General features: G+C 64.9%; 16 protein-coding genes. 5 read left to right on the top strand and 11 right to left on the bottom strand.

Going from position 1 to position 16,672, the window contains the following annotated elements:
* The first annotated feature begins 96 nt into the window (after positions 1–96).
* Positions 97–1,203, top strand: coding sequence for a hypothetical protein (locus H6718_15645; protein ID MCB9586833.1), 1,107 nt, complete (start codon positions 97–99; stop codon positions 1,201–1,203).
* A 17-nt stretch (positions 1,204–1,220) separates the two neighbouring features.
* On the opposite strand, the gene H6718_15640 is transcribed toward H6718_15645, so the two are convergent.
* Positions 1,221–1,724 (bottom strand): hypothetical protein, encoded by a 504-nt coding sequence (locus H6718_15640; GenBank protein MCB9586832.1) that lies wholly within the window; start codon positions 1,722–1,724, stop codon positions 1,221–1,223.
* A gap of 17 nt (positions 1,725–1,741) precedes the next feature.
* Complete coding sequence (locus H6718_15635; GenBank protein MCB9586831.1) at positions 1,742–2,806, bottom strand: hypothetical protein; 1,065 nt, start codon at positions 2,804–2,806, stop codon at positions 1,742–1,744.
* Positions 2,807–3,291: 485 nt separating this feature from the next.
* On the opposite strand from H6718_15635, the gene H6718_15630 reads away from it, so the two are divergent.
* On the top strand, positions 3,292–5,295 hold the full coding sequence (locus H6718_15630) for a DUF4139 domain-containing protein (GenBank protein ID MCB9586830.1): 2,004 nt from the start codon (positions 3,292–3,294) through the stop codon (positions 5,293–5,295).
* A gap of 74 nt (positions 5,296–5,369) precedes the next feature.
* On the opposite strand, the gene grxD is transcribed toward H6718_15630, so the two are convergent.
* The 3 genes from grxD to H6718_15615 all read right to left on the bottom strand — a co-directional run bounded on the left by grxD (position 5,370) and on the right by H6718_15615 (position 7,248).
* Positions 5,370–5,678 carry a Grx4 family monothiol glutaredoxin gene (gene grxD, locus H6718_15625; GenBank protein ID MCB9586829.1) on the bottom strand — a complete coding sequence of 103 codons (309 nt, stop codon included), beginning with the start codon at positions 5,676–5,678 and terminating at the stop codon, positions 5,370–5,372.
* 68 nt (positions 5,679–5,746) lie between these two features.
* Positions 5,747–5,983: a BolA family transcriptional regulator gene (locus H6718_15620; GenBank protein ID MCB9586828.1), complete on the bottom strand. Its 237-nt coding sequence runs from the start codon at positions 5,981–5,983 to the stop codon at positions 5,747–5,749.
* Positions 5,984–6,057: 74 nt separating this feature from the next.
* On the bottom strand, positions 6,058–7,248 hold the full coding sequence (locus H6718_15615) for a hypothetical protein (GenBank protein MCB9586827.1): 1,191 nt from the start codon (positions 7,246–7,248) through the stop codon (positions 6,058–6,060).
* Positions 7,249–7,481: 233 nt separating this feature from the next.
* On the opposite strand from H6718_15615, the gene surE reads away from it, so the two are divergent.
* The 3 genes from surE to H6718_15600 all read left to right on the top strand — a co-directional run bounded on the left by surE (position 7,482) and on the right by H6718_15600 (position 11,584).
* Positions 7,482–8,237, top strand: a complete 756-nt coding sequence (gene surE, locus H6718_15610; GenBank protein ID MCB9586826.1) for a 5'/3'-nucleotidase SurE — start codon at positions 7,482–7,484, stop codon at positions 8,235–8,237.
* A 136-nt stretch (positions 8,238–8,373) separates the two neighbouring features.
* Positions 8,374–9,066 (top strand): adenine phosphoribosyltransferase, encoded by a 693-nt coding sequence (locus H6718_15605; protein ID MCB9586825.1) that lies wholly within the window; start codon positions 8,374–8,376, stop codon positions 9,064–9,066.
* Between the two features lie 73 nt (positions 9,067–9,139).
* Positions 9,140–11,584: a hypothetical protein gene (locus tag H6718_15600; protein ID MCB9586824.1), complete on the top strand. Its 2,445-nt coding sequence runs from the start codon at positions 9,140–9,142 to the stop codon at positions 11,582–11,584.
* A gap of 52 nt (positions 11,585–11,636) precedes the next feature.
* Here H6718_15600 and genX read toward each other — a convergent pair whose 3' ends face one another.
* The 6 genes from genX to H6718_15570 all read right to left on the bottom strand — a co-directional run bounded on the left by genX (position 11,637) and on the right by H6718_15570 (position 16,433).
* Entirely contained in the window at positions 11,637–12,557 is a 921-nt protein-coding gene (genX, locus tag H6718_15595; GenBank protein MCB9586823.1) for an EF-P lysine aminoacylase GenX, read from the bottom strand.
* 345 nt (positions 12,558–12,902) lie between these two features.
* Complete coding sequence (locus H6718_15590; GenBank protein MCB9586822.1) at positions 12,903–13,139, bottom strand: flagellar biosynthetic protein FliQ; 237 nt, start codon at positions 13,137–13,139, stop codon at positions 12,903–12,905.
* Between the two features lie 20 nt (positions 13,140–13,159).
* Positions 13,160–13,648, bottom strand: coding sequence for a hypothetical protein (locus H6718_15585; GenBank protein MCB9586821.1), 489 nt, complete (start codon positions 13,646–13,648; stop codon positions 13,160–13,162).
* On the bottom strand, positions 13,645–14,142 hold the full coding sequence (locus H6718_15580; GenBank protein MCB9586820.1) for a hypothetical protein: 498 nt from the start codon (positions 14,140–14,142) through the stop codon (positions 13,645–13,647). The genes H6718_15585 and H6718_15580 overlap by 4 nt, the downstream gene beginning before the upstream one ends.
* Before the next feature lie 71 nt (positions 14,143–14,213).
* A complete protein-coding gene (gene pgsA, locus H6718_15575; GenBank protein ID MCB9586819.1) occupies positions 14,214–14,903 on the bottom strand; it encodes a CDP-diacylglycerol--glycerol-3-phosphate 3-phosphatidyltransferase in 690 nt (229 codons plus the stop codon).
* Positions 14,904–14,936: 33 nt separating this feature from the next.
* Positions 14,937–16,433, bottom strand: a complete 1,497-nt coding sequence (locus H6718_15570; GenBank protein ID MCB9586818.1) for a tetratricopeptide repeat protein — start codon at positions 16,431–16,433, stop codon at positions 14,937–14,939.
* Positions 16,434–16,672: the final 239 nt, after the last annotated feature.

Raw genomic sequence — 16,672 nt, 5'->3', positions numbered from 1 at the left:
CGAGAGTCGAGCTACGAGCCGCGCTCGGTGGATACTTGGTGGGCCTCGCGAATGATTCGATCCCGAGTGGGCGAACGGATTGATGAGTAAGGAATCATGACCAGCTGCGTCCAAGACGAAGTGAGTTCGCGGGCGACACCGGAGGTGGGCGTGCGGCGTTGGTTCAGCCTGTACTGGCGCATCACGCTGCTCTGCCTGCCGATGCTTCTCGGCGTTGGCTGCCCGTGCGTCCGCAATACGGTGAACGCCAGCCCCAACCTTCGCTGGTGGTTGTTCTCGAACTTCGGCGCGAACCAGATGTGTCCGGAGATGCTGAAGCGGGGCGCGTCCTTGAAGCTGTCCCCCGACGGCAACGTGATCGGGCGCTTCTTCCCGTCGAGCTGTAGCTACCAAGTCGACGACCAGAACAAGACGCTGACGATCCGCTTTGGTGGAACTGGCTACGCCTGGACGCCGGTTGCTGGGCGCATCGGCTTCAGCGTGGAAGCTGCCGTCGAGTACCGTCCGGATTTCTACATGGCGGAGGACGCGGTCTACGTCTACGCCCGCACCAATCGCATCGCCTACGGACCGACCTTCCAGGTTGGAGCGATCGAGAACAAGTTCGTGGACATCGCGAACAAGACACCGGTCGGCTACCTCGCGAGCACGTTCGGGAGTCAAGTCGTGCAGAGCCAGCTGTCCAGTGGCTTCACCGTGGTTCACAGCGACGACGGCGATGAGTTTGCCCTGGGGATCTTGCAGCCCCCCGCGCGCCCGAAGAAGCCCTTCGATACCTCGGAGGGGGATCGCTACGTGTTCGCGAACGAGACCACGGAGATCCGCAACAACCAGGTGGACTTTCTGGGGCCGTTCGAAGTGGCTGATACGGACCAGGCGCTCTTCTTGCGCATGAAGCTCACGGGACAGCCCGTCGACGTGATGATCTATCCACGCGGAGTCGGCGACTTGTGGCGTGACGGGATGCAGCGGGGCGCCGAGGCTCCCCCCGCACAGGCCCCGCTGGCGAGCTTCGTGCTCCAGCCAAACCAGGAGTTCCGGCAGAAATTCAAGCTGCCTCAGGGGCACTACTACGTGGTGATCGACAACTCGAACCGCATCGGATCGGTGAGTCCTCCATGGAACCCTCTGAGCGCTGTGGGGGGCAACGCGGCCATCGTTTCGTACACCTCCGAGCTCGGGGACGAAGACGACAAGTTCTGATGTCAGAAAAGCCGGCGTTAGTTGCTGGCGGCCTCGCTGACGATGATGCTTTGAATCATCCAGGCGCCGTCCTGCTCACGCAGCTCGAAATGCACGGTGCGCTCCTCCTTGCGTGGTTCGCCGCTCCTGTTCACTCCGGTTAGGTGCCCGACGCAGTCCGCCTTGGCGCCCGCGTTGCCAACCTGGATATCGCAGTTCGAGAACTCGACTGTTGCCGTACGGAAGAGCTGCCCGCTCTGTACGGCCATCTCCGCGAGGGACTGGCGCCCCTGCTTCAAGTTACGAAGCTCCGGAACGCTCGCGTGCACATCGGGGTCCACCGTCTCCTTGAACTCGCCGTTCACGAACGCCAAGCGAGCCAGCGGATTGGTCTGGTCCGCCTCGACGGAGACCGCACGCCCGAAGCGACTGAGCACACTCCGCACACGTTCCTCCTCCGACTCGTCCGTAAAGAACGCGTAGCCGATCAGGCCAGTGCCCAAGACACCGGCAACCAACGCGAGCAGGCGACGACGTTCCACGGCTGATGACCTGGGATCTAGGCGCGCCCCAGCTTCACCCGCCAATCGACCGGCAGATCGAGGAAGCCCTCGAGGCACAGGAAGTCGTACAGCGCGTCGCAGATCACCTCACACGTCTCGCTGAAGACGTGGGGATCCGTGAAGAACTTCACCGTCTCGTCGCGGATATCGTGGTCCGTCTTCTCGAGTCGAGCCATCAACGCGTCGCCGCAGAAATTGACCATCTGCTGCACGAAGAGCCGCTCCCACTCCGCACGGAAGTACGGAAAGCGATCGGCATGAACCTTGTAGCTGACGCTGTTGGTTTGCTGGGCGGTCTCCGCTGCGCGGATCGTGACCTTCGCCATCTGCTCGACGCGCGGAGGCAGGTGCTCGCGGAAGAAGTCGATCAAGACGGCGGTGTAGTCGCCCATCACGCGCTTCATCTCGGGAGAGCGGCGCGACAAGAAGCCAACCTGGAGGTCGCGCTCCATCTTGGTCAAGAGGTCGAAGGTCAGCTGTTTGATGTCGTCATCGACGTAGTCAAAGCCTTCGAGCTCCGCGTTGATGCGGTTCTTGTAGCGGGAGAGCACGTAGTAGATGCCCTGTTCCGCGTGGTAGATGGTCTTCTCTTTGTCACCGCGGGTCTTCTCATGAAGCTCGCTCTCGAAGAACAGCTTCGCGACTCGGCGCCCAATGGTGTTCAGGTTCTGGGTGACGAGGCTGCTCTGCTCGTCCTTGGTGAACACGCGCTGCAACAAGCGGGACAGAAGTTCGATCTGCTCCGCCTCGATGGCGTCAGGAGACTCGCGCTCATTGGGGTCGCTCTCGACGACCGCTTGCATCGCCTTGAGCTGGGCGACGACTTGGGCCGTCACGGCGTCGAGCTCAGGGCTGGTCTCGAGGTCACCCTTGTAGTGGATGATCCGCGCCTGAACCTGCTCGTTGCGCAGTCCCAGTGCTTGCAAGGTGAGCTGCTCTTTGGCCGACGCACTCAGCGGGCCTGGCGCGGAGTCTGGAGGCATCTGGTGTGCCCCGGAGGCTTCGTTGCTCTGTCGAGTTGGCTTCGGCGGTGGTTTGGGCGGCGGCGCGGGACGACTCACAGTGGCATCAGGATAGCCGGATCTGCTACCGCCAGGGAGATTTGTGCCTCGCCGGACTCGGCGAGGGGCGGCTGCACCCAGCAGGCAGCGTTTCATGAAGTCGTGCGCGTCAGCGCGAACGCTCCAGGGTCTTGGGGTTTGGGGGAGAGGGCCCACGCGCGGGCCGCCTGCCAGCGCTGCGCGAGAGAGCCTGCAGGGAGACGTCCGCAGCGCTTTGTCACAGCGTGTGTTCACTCTTCTCACCTCTCTGTAGACTCCTCCACCGACTTCAAACGTCGCAGTGCTGCTGGGTCGCTTGCGCGACCCCAGTTGCTTCGAACACACGACCTCATCGAACCCGCGGTCTTGCATAGACCTGCGGTTCAACCGCACCACAGGGGCGCGGTCGGGGTCGGCTTCTAGAGGAGGACACACTCAACATGGCTTTGATTCATCGCCGGGGCAGCGCTCGGATGGCGCCCGGGGCAACGTGGCGCTCAAGTTTGATGGCACTCGCGCTCGGCCTCTCCGCGCTTGGAAGCGGTGGGTGCGCTGCCACCGCCAACGTCACCACCGATCAGCTCCCGCTGTCTCGGGTCGTCGTCTACCGAAACGGAGTGGGGTACTTCGAGCGCGCAGGAGAGGTCGAAAGCGACGAAGTACGCTTCAAGATGAAGCAGCGCATGGTCGGGGACTTCCTCGCGACGCTGGCGATCGTCGAACACGGCGGGAGCTCGGTGCGCTCGGCGTCTTTCCCCCTCGAAATCGAGGGCGAGGAGGAGCCGCCGTCGGGGGATCCTCGGCTCTACTCGATGCTCAAGCCGCTGCCGCCAGAGCCAGAGCCCTCGAAGACCGCGAAGGATCTGAAGGACGTGGTGCTCCACCTCGACGGGCAACGTCATACGCTGGCCGTAGGGTACGTCTCGGAGACGCCCGTTTGGCGGCCAAGTTACCGTCTCGTCGTCCAAGAAGACGGGAGCGCGGATCTCCAAGCCTGGGGCATCGTGCAGAACCTCTCCGGCGAGGACTGGTCCCAGGTGAAGCTGGTGTTGGTCGCCGGAGCGCCGCTCGCGTTCGAGTCGACGCTTGGAGATCCCGTGGTCCCGCAGCGCCCCATCGTGACCGACCAGGGCGAAGTGATCGCCGCGGTGCCCGAGGGTCTTACGACGCTCTCCACCGAAGTTCCGCCACCGCCGCCCGAGGCGGAGCCAATGCCAGTCGAGGAGAAAGCTGAAGAAGGTTACGGCTACGATATGGATGACGACGTCGCCGCCGCCGATGCCCCCGCTGGCCTCGGCATGCGCGGCACAGGAGCCGGCGGCGGGGGTCGGGCAACGGCGCGCCCAGCTCCGAAGCCGACAGCCTCTGCCTCATCCGCACCGATGAAGAAGGACAAGGGCAAGGTCTCCATGGCGGAGCGCCGGCGTATCGCCCTGGCGGAGGCACAGCAGCAGGGCCCAAGCGGACCGCGAAACGTCAGCGCCCTCGCCGCAGTCGCGGTGGATAGCGGGACCACGCGCTACGCGATCCCGAATCCTGTGACTGTTCCCAATGAGAGCGCCACCATGGTGCTGCTCGTGGCCAAGAAGGTGAGGGGCGAGGCGATGTTCCTGTTCTCGCCCGACGGCGGGGTGCCAGAGTCCTCTTCTCATCCTTTCCGCGTGGCAAGGTTCAAGAATGACACCAAGGGCCTGCTCGAGCGGGGCCCAATCGCGGTGTTCCAGCAAGGTTCCTTCCTTGGCCAGGGAATGGTGGAACCGCTACCGCCGAAGGCTTCGGCGACGGTCCCGTTCGCTCTCGAGCGCAGCCTGTTGATCAACTCGGACCTGAAGGTCGACCGCCGCCACTCCCGTCTCTACAAGATCGAAAACGGTCAGATCATGATCGAGCGGGACGTGGTCTACGAGACGACGTACGGCGTGAAGAACGGCGGCGGGGAACCCGCGAAGCTGCTGATCAAGCACCCCCGACGTGGCAGCAGCACGCTCTTCGAGCCGCCCAAGGGCACCGAAGACAACGTCGACCACGCCCTCGTGCCGCTCAACGTGAAGCCTCACAGCGACGGCAAGCTGCTCGTGGAGGAGCGTCAACCATCCCAAGAGTGGGCGAGCTGGACCAGCGATTTGGCCCGCGAAGCGATTGAAGCCTTCCTCAAGTCGCCTCCAAAGGAGATCGACGCCGAGCGCGTCGAGCGGCTACGCAAAGCGTGGGAGTTGCGCAACAAGCTCAAGACGTCCGAGGACGAGCAAAACAAGCTCTCCTTGGAGCGAAACGAGCTCGAGCGCTTTGCCCGAGAAGATCGTCTCAAGCTGAAGAGCCTGGAGAAGAACCGCTTCGCTGATGACTTGAAGCGTACGCTGACTCAGCGCCTCGCCGAGAACACGAAGCGTATGGAGCAGATCGAGAAGCGCTTGGTCGAGGTGAGCCTCGCCATCGAAGAGCAGCGGATCCGCTTCGCTGATGCGCTGCGCGGGCTGCGAATCGTCATGAGTCGCCCGCAGGACAAGTAGGTCTCCGAGTCACAAAAGCACCGCGGCCCGGTTCCTTTGGAATCGGGCCGCCACGCGTTGGGGAGTAGAGCCAGCTACTTCAGGATCTTCTCGAGCTCGCCGTTCTCGAACATCTGCATGACGATGTCACAGCCGCCGACGAACTCACCCTTCACGTAGAGCTGAGGGAAGGTGGGCCACTCGCTGAACTCCTTCATGCCGTCTCTCAAGCTCTGATCCGCGAGGATATTGACGTCCTTGAAAGGGACCTCCATGCGCTTGAGGATATCGACGACGCGCGCCGAGAAGCCGCACTGCGGGAACAGTCGGCTTCCCTTCATGAACAGCACGACCTGGTTGTCATCAATGGTGTGTTTGATCTGGTCGCGAAGTGCTTGTTCCATTTTCATTCTCCGTTGCGCCTAGACTTGGCGCGTTGGTCTAAGTGTTGGCGAGCCACCGCGGATGCGGGTCACGCCTCCGTCGGCGCCAGCGCCTCGAACGAGAGCGCGTGAATGGGTCCGCGCATGGCCTCACCCAGCGCCGCGTAAACCATACGGTGGCGAGCAAGCGGAGCCAGACCCGCGAAACGCTGGCTGACGATGCGCAGTTGATAGTGGTCCTGAGTACCGGTGAGGTCGGTGATCTGGACCTGCGCGTCGGGGAAGGACGCCAGCAGGCGTTGTTCGAGATCGCTCGGCGACAGCATCTTCGACCTTCACATGGCCTAAGGCCTGCCCGTGGTCAACCCCGCGACCTCTTGTCGGGATGTGCCTGAGCCCATCAACCGGGACCAATCTCCAGCAGACGGGCGATTTCCCGGCTCGCTCGCGATGCGCGGTTTGCGTCTTTGAAAGGGAACGTGATGCGCGTCGGTCCGTCCGCCGGACCCGCCAGCATCCCTCCTTGGGCACCCAACCAGAGTCCGATCTCGCTGCGCGACGAGTTCGCCGTCGACTTGAGAATGCTGTCGAGCAGGCTAGCCCTGTCGGGCGCTGCGGCGTCCGACAGGGCGTACGCTGAGACGTGGGGAGAGCTTGCATAGGTGCCCATGAAGTAGATCAACGACCCCACGGCTTCGCCCGGCGTTGGTCCGAGGAACCAAGCACCAATGTGATGATTCGAATCTCCCGTGCAGCGCGCGTAGAGGGCGCCGTGGCTCGCCCCGGCGCGCTGCGCGAGAGCGTTGGCAAACATCACGTACTGGATGCGCGCCTTCTCGTCGAAGTATGGCTTGATGTAGCTGCCCATGAAGGTCAGCACGAGCGAGCGCCTCGGCTCGATCCCGGAGGCAACGAGTGAGGACTCCGCGACCTCTACTCGTGTGCCGATCCCGGTCAGGCTACTGAGCGCCGGGGCTTGGGTCCAAACCACATGCGGCTCGTCCTGATCGAGGTCGATGAAATCGCCTAGCAGCTTCCCCCTCTCGAAGGGCCGATCCGAAGGCCGCTGAAGCGCCAGCTCCACCACCCATCCCTCCACGTCGAGAGGACCGACGCTCGCGCCACGCATCACCCTAGAACGCGTGCGCTGACACACACTCGCGGCGCGCTGTTCGCCATCTACGGCTCCCGATGTCGACGCCGGCGCCGCAGCTTCGGCGACAGCCGTCTTGGGGACGGGGCGGCTCAACCACCACCAGCCGAAGCCGCCGAGTAGGGCAAAAAAGATCAGCGGCGCGAGCCACCCGGGCAGCTGCAGTAGCCGCTTGGGCCGACCTGGTGGCAGCGAACTGCGCCGAGCCGCCACGAGTTTCCGCGCGGTTTCCAAACAACGCCGCGCGCGGTCTTCATGGCTGAGCTCTGGCCAGCGTTCCAGTAGATCACCAATTGCGACCTCCGCCGGCGGGCCATAGCCCGTCAGGCTGGCGCGCTCCGCGTCGACGTGCACCTCACCAGCGACGCCGAAGCGAGTGATGCATTCTGCGACCTGAGTCGTGATCTCATCGAGATGATGGCGCGTGTGCTCTGACACTGATGTGTAAGAGCATAGCCAAAACCACTCTGTTTGCCCTCGTTCGAGAGCTGGATGATTCGATACACCACTCGCATTGGCACGCCGGGGCTGCAAAGTCGGCGCCGCGCGGGTTAGGGGCCACGTCTGAGGAACGCGCGGTTCTGCGCCGCGTGGCGCGCCTTGCAGCGCGGGCCGGGAGTCACTAACAGAGCCCTCACCGCCATGCAGCTCGCTCCGATTTCGAGGAAACCTTGTCAAAACCACTGATCTTGTTGGCCAACGATGATGGCTTTCGCGCTGAAGGGCTGCAGGCGCTGAGAGGCGCGCTGAGCGAGTTCGCGGAGGTGGTGGTGTGCGCACCGGCTTCAGAGCAGAGCGCCATGAGCCACTCCCTGACGCTGCACCGCCCGTTGCGCTTGGTGCGCCACGAGCCCGGCGTGTTCTCTGTCGATGGCACCCCGGCGGACTGCGTCTACGTCGCGCTGCACTCTGCAGACCGCGTGGTGCCACGGCGCCCGGATCTGGTGCTCTCTGGGTTGAACCATGGGGTGAACCTCGGCGATGACGTGTTCTACAGCGGAACCGTCGCCGCCGCGCGCGAGGCAGCGCTGAAGGGCATCCCTGCCATTGCCGTCTCCGCGGACAACCGAGCGGATCGTCAGGCCGCTGTGGGCGTCGCGGCTCGGCTTGCCCAGAGCTTCCTCGGCGGCTCACGTGACGAACTGACGTTGCTCAACGTCAACTTTCCCCCAGGCTCCGACTGGAAGCTCGCCGCGACTCGCTTGGGCACGCGTAGGTATCTCGACGCGGTGGAGTTTCGTCGGGATCCGCGAGGGAAGGAGTACCTCTGGATTGGTGGCTCTGGGGTGGAGCACAACACCCTCGCCGGCTCTGACACAGAAGCCTTCGATCGCGGCGAGGTTGGGGTCACGCCGCTGGTGCTAGACCTCTGGTATTCAGCTCAGCAAGCCCTGGCAGAGCAAGTCGTGGAAGGCGCTGCTGGCTGAACGGCGCTGCTGGCTGAACGGCGCTGCCCGATGACACCCGTGCGACCCTAGGAACGCTTCTGGCTGCCGCCAAACGGTGCTACTCCTGTCCGCCATGGCGAACCGCAAGCGTGGCTCGAAAGCAGCACCGGCAGCGATGCCGGCCAGACGCTCACCAACTCCTCGAGGTGTGGACAAGTCCCAGGCCGGCACGGCAAAGACAGCCAAGGAGCGTACCGCAAGGAAACGCAACACCGAGGGCTCTCCGCAGCGGGCCTCTCGCGTCGGGGGTCGCGGCACGAGCCCGCTCGCCGAGGTCGTAAACCTCGACCCCATCGCCCATGTGCGCGGACTGATCCGCGACATCCCGGACTTCCCGGTGCCCGGTATCCTTTTCAAGGACATCACGCCTCTACTCGCGGATCCGAAGGGCTTTCATATCGTGCTGGACGCCTTGGCACATCGCTTCACCGGAGAGCACGTGGATGCAATCGTCGGCATTGAATCCCGCGGCTTCATTTTCGGCGCCGCCCTCGCGGCCCGCCTGAACACGAGCTTTGTGCCCGTCCGCAAGCCAGGCAAGCTGCCATACCGCACGGATAAAGTTGCGTACTCCCTCGAGTATGGGGAAGCCGAGCTCGAGATGCATCGAGACTCACTGCGAGAAGACGCGAGCGTGGTGATCGTCGACGACCTGCTGGCCACCGGAGGCACAGCGGCGGCAGCGGCGGAGCTGGTGCATCGCCAAGGCGCCTACGTTTCTGCCTTCGCGTTCGTGATCGAATTGGATGATCTCGCCGGCCGAGAGCGGCTCTTGCCGCACCCCGTCGTGAGCGTGCTGCACTACTGAGGGCGATGGCCGCAGGCCGATGCTCGCCGGCCACGCTGGCCTGGCCCCATAGGCCAGGGTTATGCTCGCGGGGATGCGCAAATCTTGGAGCGGGATCGCAGGGGCTGCCGCGTTCAGCCTGCTGCTGGTTGCAGCTTGTTCCGGTGGGGACGAGGGCGGTGGAACGGGCGGCGGCAACGCCGGAGTGGGGGAGGCATGCAGTGGCGGCGAGTGTCGCCGCGGACTCGAGTGCAGCCCAGGTGGCGTGTGCCAACCCGCTGGCAACATCGCGTTTGGTGCCGCGTGCACGATCAGCGCGGAGTGCAAAGATGAGCTGCAGTGCGTGGACTCGCGCTGTGTCAACGCGGGTGAGGGTCAGAGCGGGGATGCCTGCCTTGCGGATACGGACTGCGTACACGGCCTGCGCTGCGCCATCGTCGGCTTCGGGGCTCAGTGTGTCCCCGAAGGCAACACGGATCTCGGCGGCAACTGTGCGACCCCCTCGAGCTGCTTCGGCGGTCTGACCTGCGTCGGTGGCGAATGTCAGAAAGCGCCGGCAGGCGGCTCGAGCCTCGGCGCGTCTGAGTTCCCCGGCGTCACTTGCGCACCCATCTCCGCGGGCACTGTGCGAGCGTTCTTCGAGGTACCCGGGGTCAATGACCCGGCGGGACAGGCGGGAGACTTCTTTCGGCTCCCGTTCCCCAACGACCTGTTGTTCCAAGACGGGAAGCTGAACCTGCAGGGCTTCCCAACCCCTGGCTCCGCCTTGCTCGGCTACGATCCGGTGAAGATCTACATCGACGCGCTGAGCCAATCCGCAACCGGCTGGGGCACCTATCCAGCCGTGATCTTCCGCTTCTCGGGTCACATCGACTTCGAGTCCTTCCAGTTCGTGGAGGGCGTGAAGAAGCCGGTGCAGTGGGTCGACATCACGCCAGGTGACGACTTCGGGCGCACGTCTGGGTTGCGTTGGGTCGCCAACGAGGCCGGCGGAAAGTACGTCTGCTCGGACTACTTCGCGATTCAGCGTCCTCAAGGGTCGCCAATGCTTCCAGGGCACAGCTACGCGGTGTTCCTCACGACCGACGGCAAGGATAAGTCCGGCAATGCGATCGAGCGCTCGGAGCAGTTCGAGGCGCTACTCGCGGACGCGGCGCCGAGTGACCCCGTGCTGGCTGATGCTCACGCCAAGTTTGCCGGCTTCCGCAGTTACCTCGCGGATCAGGCGATCGATCCTGCGACCGTCTTGAACGCCACCGTGATCACCACCGAGGACGTGCGGGCGCCCATGCGTCAGGTCGCGGATGCCGTTACGGCAGCCCCAGCACCAACCGCCAGCGGCTGGGTGCGCTGCGACGCTGGCGTGCAGTCTCCTTGCCCTGACGCCGAAGGAGACCGCGGCTGTCAGGCTGAGGGCGCGGATTTCGCCGAGTACCACGCGCTCGTGTCGCTCCCGATCTTCCAGGAGGGAGACGCGCCGTACCTGGCGAGCGGTGGCGGGATCAAGAACAGCGTGCAACGCAGCGAAGCGGTGTGCCTCTCCGTCACCGTCCCTAAGGGCACGACCATGCCGACCGAAGGTTGGCCCGCAGTAGTCTTCGCGCATGGCACTGGTGGGAGCTTCCGCTCCCACGTGCGGGATGAGGTAGCGGGGGCATTGGCCAAAGCCAGCACGCCCTTCGTCGTGCTGGGCATCGATCAAGTCGAGCACGGCCCTCGTCGGGGAAATTCCGACGAGTCTCCCAACAACCTCTTCTTCAACTTTGGAAACCCCGCCGCCGCGCGCGGCAATCCGCTCCAAGGCGCAGCGGACCAGCTCTCGCTTGGGCGCTTCGCCGCGTCGCTTGACGTGAGCGCGGGAGACACCGGGGGCGACGCGATCAAGGTCGATCCGCTGCGCATCGTGTTCTTCGGGCACTCCCAGGGCGCGACTGAAGGTAGCCTTGCAGTGCCTTACGCAACGGATTTCCGCGCGGCAGTGCTTTCAGGCAACGGAGCAAGCTTGAAAGACTCGCTGTTGACCAAGACTCAACCCGTGAACATCAAGGCAGCGGTGCCCCTCGTGCTCGGCGATTTTAGCGCTGATTTCGAGCTGGTCGCGGGCACGAATCACCCGGTGTTGACTCTGCTGCAGCAATGGGTGGATCCCGCCGATCCACTGAACTTTGCGGGTCTGTGGCGCAATCCGGAGACCGATATGTCACCGAAGAGCGTGTTTCAAACCTACGGGTTGGGAGACAGCTACAGCACCCCGGTCACCCTCGCGACCTACATCCAGGCCGGCAAGTTCGACCTCGCCAAGGCAGACTCGAGCGCGAGCCCTCCAGACGCGCTGAGCGGCGTCGACGAGCAGCCTGGCCCTGTCAGCGGCAACCTCGGTAGCGGTACGGAAACGCTCACCCTGGGCGCCCGGGAGTACGGTCCGCCGATCGACCAAGACGGGCACTTCGTGATCTTCGACGTGCCTGCGGCGAACGCGGACATGGTCCGCTTCCTGGTCGCTGCGGCTCAGAGCATGACCCCGAGCGTGGGGCAGTAGTCGGCGGCGCTGGCGCCGCTCGCATCACGCAGCTTGAATCAGGCTGCGTGATTCATTCTGGGCGCGGGATGGGGAAGGGGACCACCGCGTCCAGGCTCGTCTCGTCCAGAGCCAACATCAACAAGCGATCGAGCCCAAGCGCGTTGCCTCCGGCAGGGGGCATACCCTCTTCCAATGCCGTGAGGAAAGGCTCATCCAACGGGTAGACCGGCATCTGTCGCGAGCGACGATCCTCGATCGCGGCGACGTAGCGGCGACGCTGCTCCGCAGCGTCGTTCAGCTCGCCAAAGCCGTTGCATAGCTCGACGCCTGCCCAGTAGAGCTCGAAGCGCTCCGCCGTCTCGGGATCGAGGGGATCCGGCCGCGCTAGGGACGCCTGGCTGAGGGGGTAACCGTGTAGGAACACCGGTCGCTGGAGCGCAGTGAGCCCGGGTTCCACCCGATCCACCATGAGCTCGAAATAGCGGTCTTCGTCGTCTCTCGCGAGCGCGACCACGTCGTCCACATCAGCGAAGCGGCGGTATGCTTCGCGAACGCTGACGCGCTCGAATGGCCGCGAGAGATCGAAGCGTGTGCCCTGATATGAGACATCGCGCAGCTGGGCTCCTGGAGCGAGCGAGCGCAACGTCTCGACAACGCCAACCACCAGCGCCTCGGTGTCCGCCATCACCTCGGCCATACCCGCGTAGGCGCGATACCACTCGAGCAACAGAAACTCGGGCTGATGCAGCGCACCCAGCTCTTCGGCGCGAGACGCCCGAGCGATCTGGTAGATGCGCGGCAAACCAGCGACCAGCAGCCGCTTCATGTGGTGCTCTGGAGAGGTGATCAGCCAGCCGTCATGTGCAGAAAGCGCGTCCACGTGCAGATCGAGCCCCGGCGCTTGCACGCGCACTGGCGTATCCACCTCTAGAAAACCGGCGTCATCGAAGTAGCTTCGGATGAAGCGCTGGGCAGCCGCGCGGGCACGCATGCGCCGCCCCAAGCGCCGAGCATGCTCCCCAGTCGGCTGCTCAAGCAGTTTCCCCGAGGCAATGCGCCGCACTGTCCCGACGTGCACGACGTCGGCTTCTACCCGAGTGATCTGCGCGGCGATTAGGTCGCCGGCCACGGCTGCACCTGCCTCCGCCAGGGCTGGCTCACAGCTGCATTCGAGTCGCAGCTCCGCGTCTTCGAGCACGAGGTGCCTTGGGCCGAGCTCCGTCAGCCGACCGCGCACCTCACCCCCGACCAACACGCCGTCGGATCTCAGCGCCAGAACGGCTTGAGAAACGTCGAGCACCTGCGCGCCGCCGCCCATTTGAACCGAGCCCCAGCCTCAACCGCCAGTGAATGCGCGGGCCGCGAAGCTCGCGATTTGGTGTCCCATCCAGGGGCCAGCCAGCGCCAGCACCACCGCAACGACGAGTAGCCGCGGCAAATGGGCGAGGGTGATGTCTTGCACCTGAGTTGCCGCCTGGAAAATAGCAACAAACAACCCAGCCAAAGCGGCCGCACCAATCACCGGCAGGGAGACCGCGATACTGAGCAGCAGCGCTTCTTGAGCCTGAGCCATCAGATCGCTGACGGGCATCGCTAGTTGCTCCCTGCGGAACCGCCGGTTCCACCTGTACCCGCTGAGCCGCCTGTACCCGCTGAGCCGCCTGTACCCGCTGAGCCGCCTGTACCCGCTGAGCCGCCTGTGCCCGCCGAGCCGCCTGTGCCCGCCGAGCCGCCTGTGCCCGCCGAGCCGCCTGTGCCCGCCGAGCCCGCAACACCGCCCGAACCGGCGGCTGCGCCACCATCGTTCACGGAACCGCCGCTCGAGTATGCAGAGCCAACACCAGCATCGGGAATCACGCCGTCCGCTGACGAGCGACACGCGGCTTCGTTGGGTGAGTCACCGGGGCCAGGACAGCACACCGCGTGATCTGCCTGAATGTCCAAAGGCGACGTGCACACCAAGCCGCTCTGGCAGTCGGCGTTGCCCTCCGCGAGATCGCAGCCTTCGCCTTCTGCTGCCGCGCTTGAACAGCGCAACAAAGCGAGCCCCAAGAGGCCCACCCAGAAGGCGCGGACTCTCACGTCCCAGTCCCTGCGCTGCCCGCAGCGCCAGCAGAGCCGCCCGTGCCAGCGGAGCCAGCGCTGCCGCCCGTGCCTGCCGAACCGCCAGTACCCGCCGAACCACCAGTACCGCCGCTGCCTGCGGTGGACGTTCCGCCGCTGCCCGCAGTCGACGTTCCGCCGCTGCCTGCGGTGGACGTTCCGCCGCTGCCTGCGGTGGACGTTCCGCCGCTGCCCGCAGTCGACGTGCCACCAGTGCCAGCGCTACCCCCGTTCGAACCGATGCTCGATTTCGGGGCGCAGCGATTGTCGCTGAAGGACTCGCCCTCAGGCGGACAGCAACGGTCCGTGCTGTTGTCGTTCAGCGTGTTGGCTGCAGTGCAAACCAGGCCAACCTCACAGTCGCCGGTCTCACCGCTCAAGAGAAGGTCGCAGCGCTCGCCTTCGCCCTGCTTGGAGCAAGCGACGAACACAAAGCCAATGAATCCCAAAAGAAGGGCGTGTCTCACGCGCATGGCGGGCTTGTGTTAGCAGCCAGGCAGGGGACTTGTCACGCTTCTGCGAGCGACTTCGGGGCGGTTCCCGCTCAGTTCTCTGCCTGGCGCCGGTCCTTGGCCTCGACCGCCTCGGCGAAGAGCCTCACGTACTCGAAGCCGCTGCCGAAGCTGAAGACCAGGGAGATGTAGATGAGCCAGCGCCCGACGGGCACTAGATCCACCACACCAAGGTCGTAGATCCCGATGTCCAGGTGGTACGGGTAGCCGATCACCAGGCACAAGATCCCCACCATTTGCAGCGCGGTTTTGCTCTTTCCGCCGCCACCAGCAGCGATCACCACGCCTTCGCTGCTGGCGATCGAGCGCAGCCCGGTGATGCTGATTTCGCGCCCCAGCAGCAGAATCACCACCCACTCGGAGATGCGCCCCATCGGCACCATCCAGATCAGGACGGCCATTACCAAGAGCTTGTCCGCGAGGGGATCGAGGAACTTCCCGAGTACACTGACCACACCCAGCTTGCGCGCCAGGTACCCGTCCAGCAGATCGGTGATCGCCGCCGCGGCGTATACCAACGCCGCCGTCACACAGTCCTGAGGTGTCCCCCGGTCGAGCAGCCAGAGCACCACTGGGATGATGGCAATGCGGCCAAAAGTCAGCAGATTCGGGATGTTGACTGCGTCTTCACGCAACGATTTGCGGCGCGCCTTGCGCTGCTCCGGATCGACCTTGGGACGCTTCTTTTTCGCGCTCTCGGTTTGGGGGGGAGAATCACTCATTCAGCGCCTCGAGTCTCGGGCAACGCGCCCTCTCTAGCGCACTTTGGCGAAAACGGCACCATCCCCCGAGAAGCTGATCAGCCCCGTGGAGCCCCCGACGCGCCCGAGCTGCGCCACACCTAGCGCCTCGGAGGGGTCGAGCGGTCGCGGCAACAGCCTGCCAGTCCAGCCCACGACGTACTCCGCCGCGATCCACAAGGGCTGTTCCGCGCGGCAATCAAGCGCCTCGATCAGGTCGCCCCCGTTGAACACCACCGCGCCCTGCCCGGACAACTGCACCACCGCCTCATGGCGCTCCCCGCTCACCGGCAAACGCCCGCTTTCGTAGGCAATCCCGCTCTCGAAGGCCACCAGGAGCCGCTCCCTCAAGTACAGGAACTGCCCGTCGAGCTGGGTGACCACCAGGCGCCCCTCGGGGCTCCCAAGCACTAGGCGTGCTGGCCCCAGGAGTTCGATGATGCCGTCCCCGGCGTCACCCAGAAGCTCCTCGGTCTCCCGGCCGCGTGAACGGCGTTTGAGCTGACGGCTCGTCAGATCGTTGCCAATGGGGAGCACTGCGCGCACCGCGCTCGGGCGTAGGCAGAATCGCTCCTCGGAGTTGACGAGCACCACCCCATCCGCGTGACCCACGACCCGGGGTTCTTCGCTGAATACCAGGAGCGACTCCTCTGCGAGCTGGTCGACCGGTGGGGGGACGAAGACTCCGCCTGCGAGCGTCGGCGCACCGCCGCGCGCGCTGGTTGGTGGCAGCGACGGCGGGCGCGGGGGGCGGCTGGGCGTCAGCGATACCGGCGTAAACGGCCGTGAAGGCGGGGGCAGGCGCTCCTGCCCGAGCTCGATGGCGCGCCAACGGCCCGAGCGTGAGGTCGCACCATCGGAATTCCCCGCCACGTGGAAGGCTTCTTCGCCGCGCTCGAGCTCCGCCGCGGCGTCCGCAGCGGCGCTCATCACTTCCTGGCGATCCGGAGGTTGCGATTCCCCGGGGATCCGCGAGCGTTCCTCGAGGATGTGCTGCATGCGGCGGGCGAGGTGAGGCTGCCCCGCGCGCTCGAAAGCGACCTGCGCCTTGGCGTGATCCCCCAGGCGCTCGAACACGAGCCCAAGGTACCCCCAAGCTCGCTGATGCTCTGGAACGAGCCCGATGATCTGCTCGAGCACGGAGCGCGCCTGCAAGAGCTGCCCGGTCTTCAGGTAGCAAAGCGCGAGGTTGATCCGAGGAGTGACCTCGCGGGGACAGGCCCGCACGAGCTCCTCGTAGATCTCCATCGCATGGGGGTACATGCCAAGGCGGAAGTAGACGACGCCCAGCAGCCCCTGACCTTCGATGTCCCGAGGCTGCATCCCGAGCGCAGTCTCGAGCTCGGTCTTTGCCTCTTCGATGCGGTTGTCCTGTAGCAGCTCGGAGCCGCGATACAGGTGGAAGAGGAAATCCTCGCCATCGAAGTTCGCGCCGAGCCCGTCGTGTTCTTCCGAACGCGGCGCTTCGCGTAGCGGCGCTTCGTGCTGGGTCGGCTCGGAGTCGTCGGGCATGCGAAGCAGCTTTGTACCTCAGAGGGCGCTCCAGATGACAGAGAAGTCCAGAAGCGGGCCGTTCCGTAAGTGATTTGGGTGGGGGCGAGCGCTTGCCAGGGATGGGGGGAGCCGGTTGTGGGGCTCAACCACCCCCGCCGCGCGGTCGGGGCGGAGTTCTCGCCGCGCGGCGGGTCGACGGCGACACAAAGCGGTGTTTCAACGCCTTGGGCGCCAAGACTCGCAGACATTGCCCTGCG

Source organism: Polyangiaceae bacterium (genome assembly GCA_020633205.1).
Lineage (GTDB): Bacteria > Myxococcota_A > Polyangia > Polyangiales > Polyangiaceae > JAHBVY01.
The sequence above is the reverse complement of the archived record's forward strand: the minus strand, read 5'-3'. Positions and strand labels throughout refer to the sequence as shown.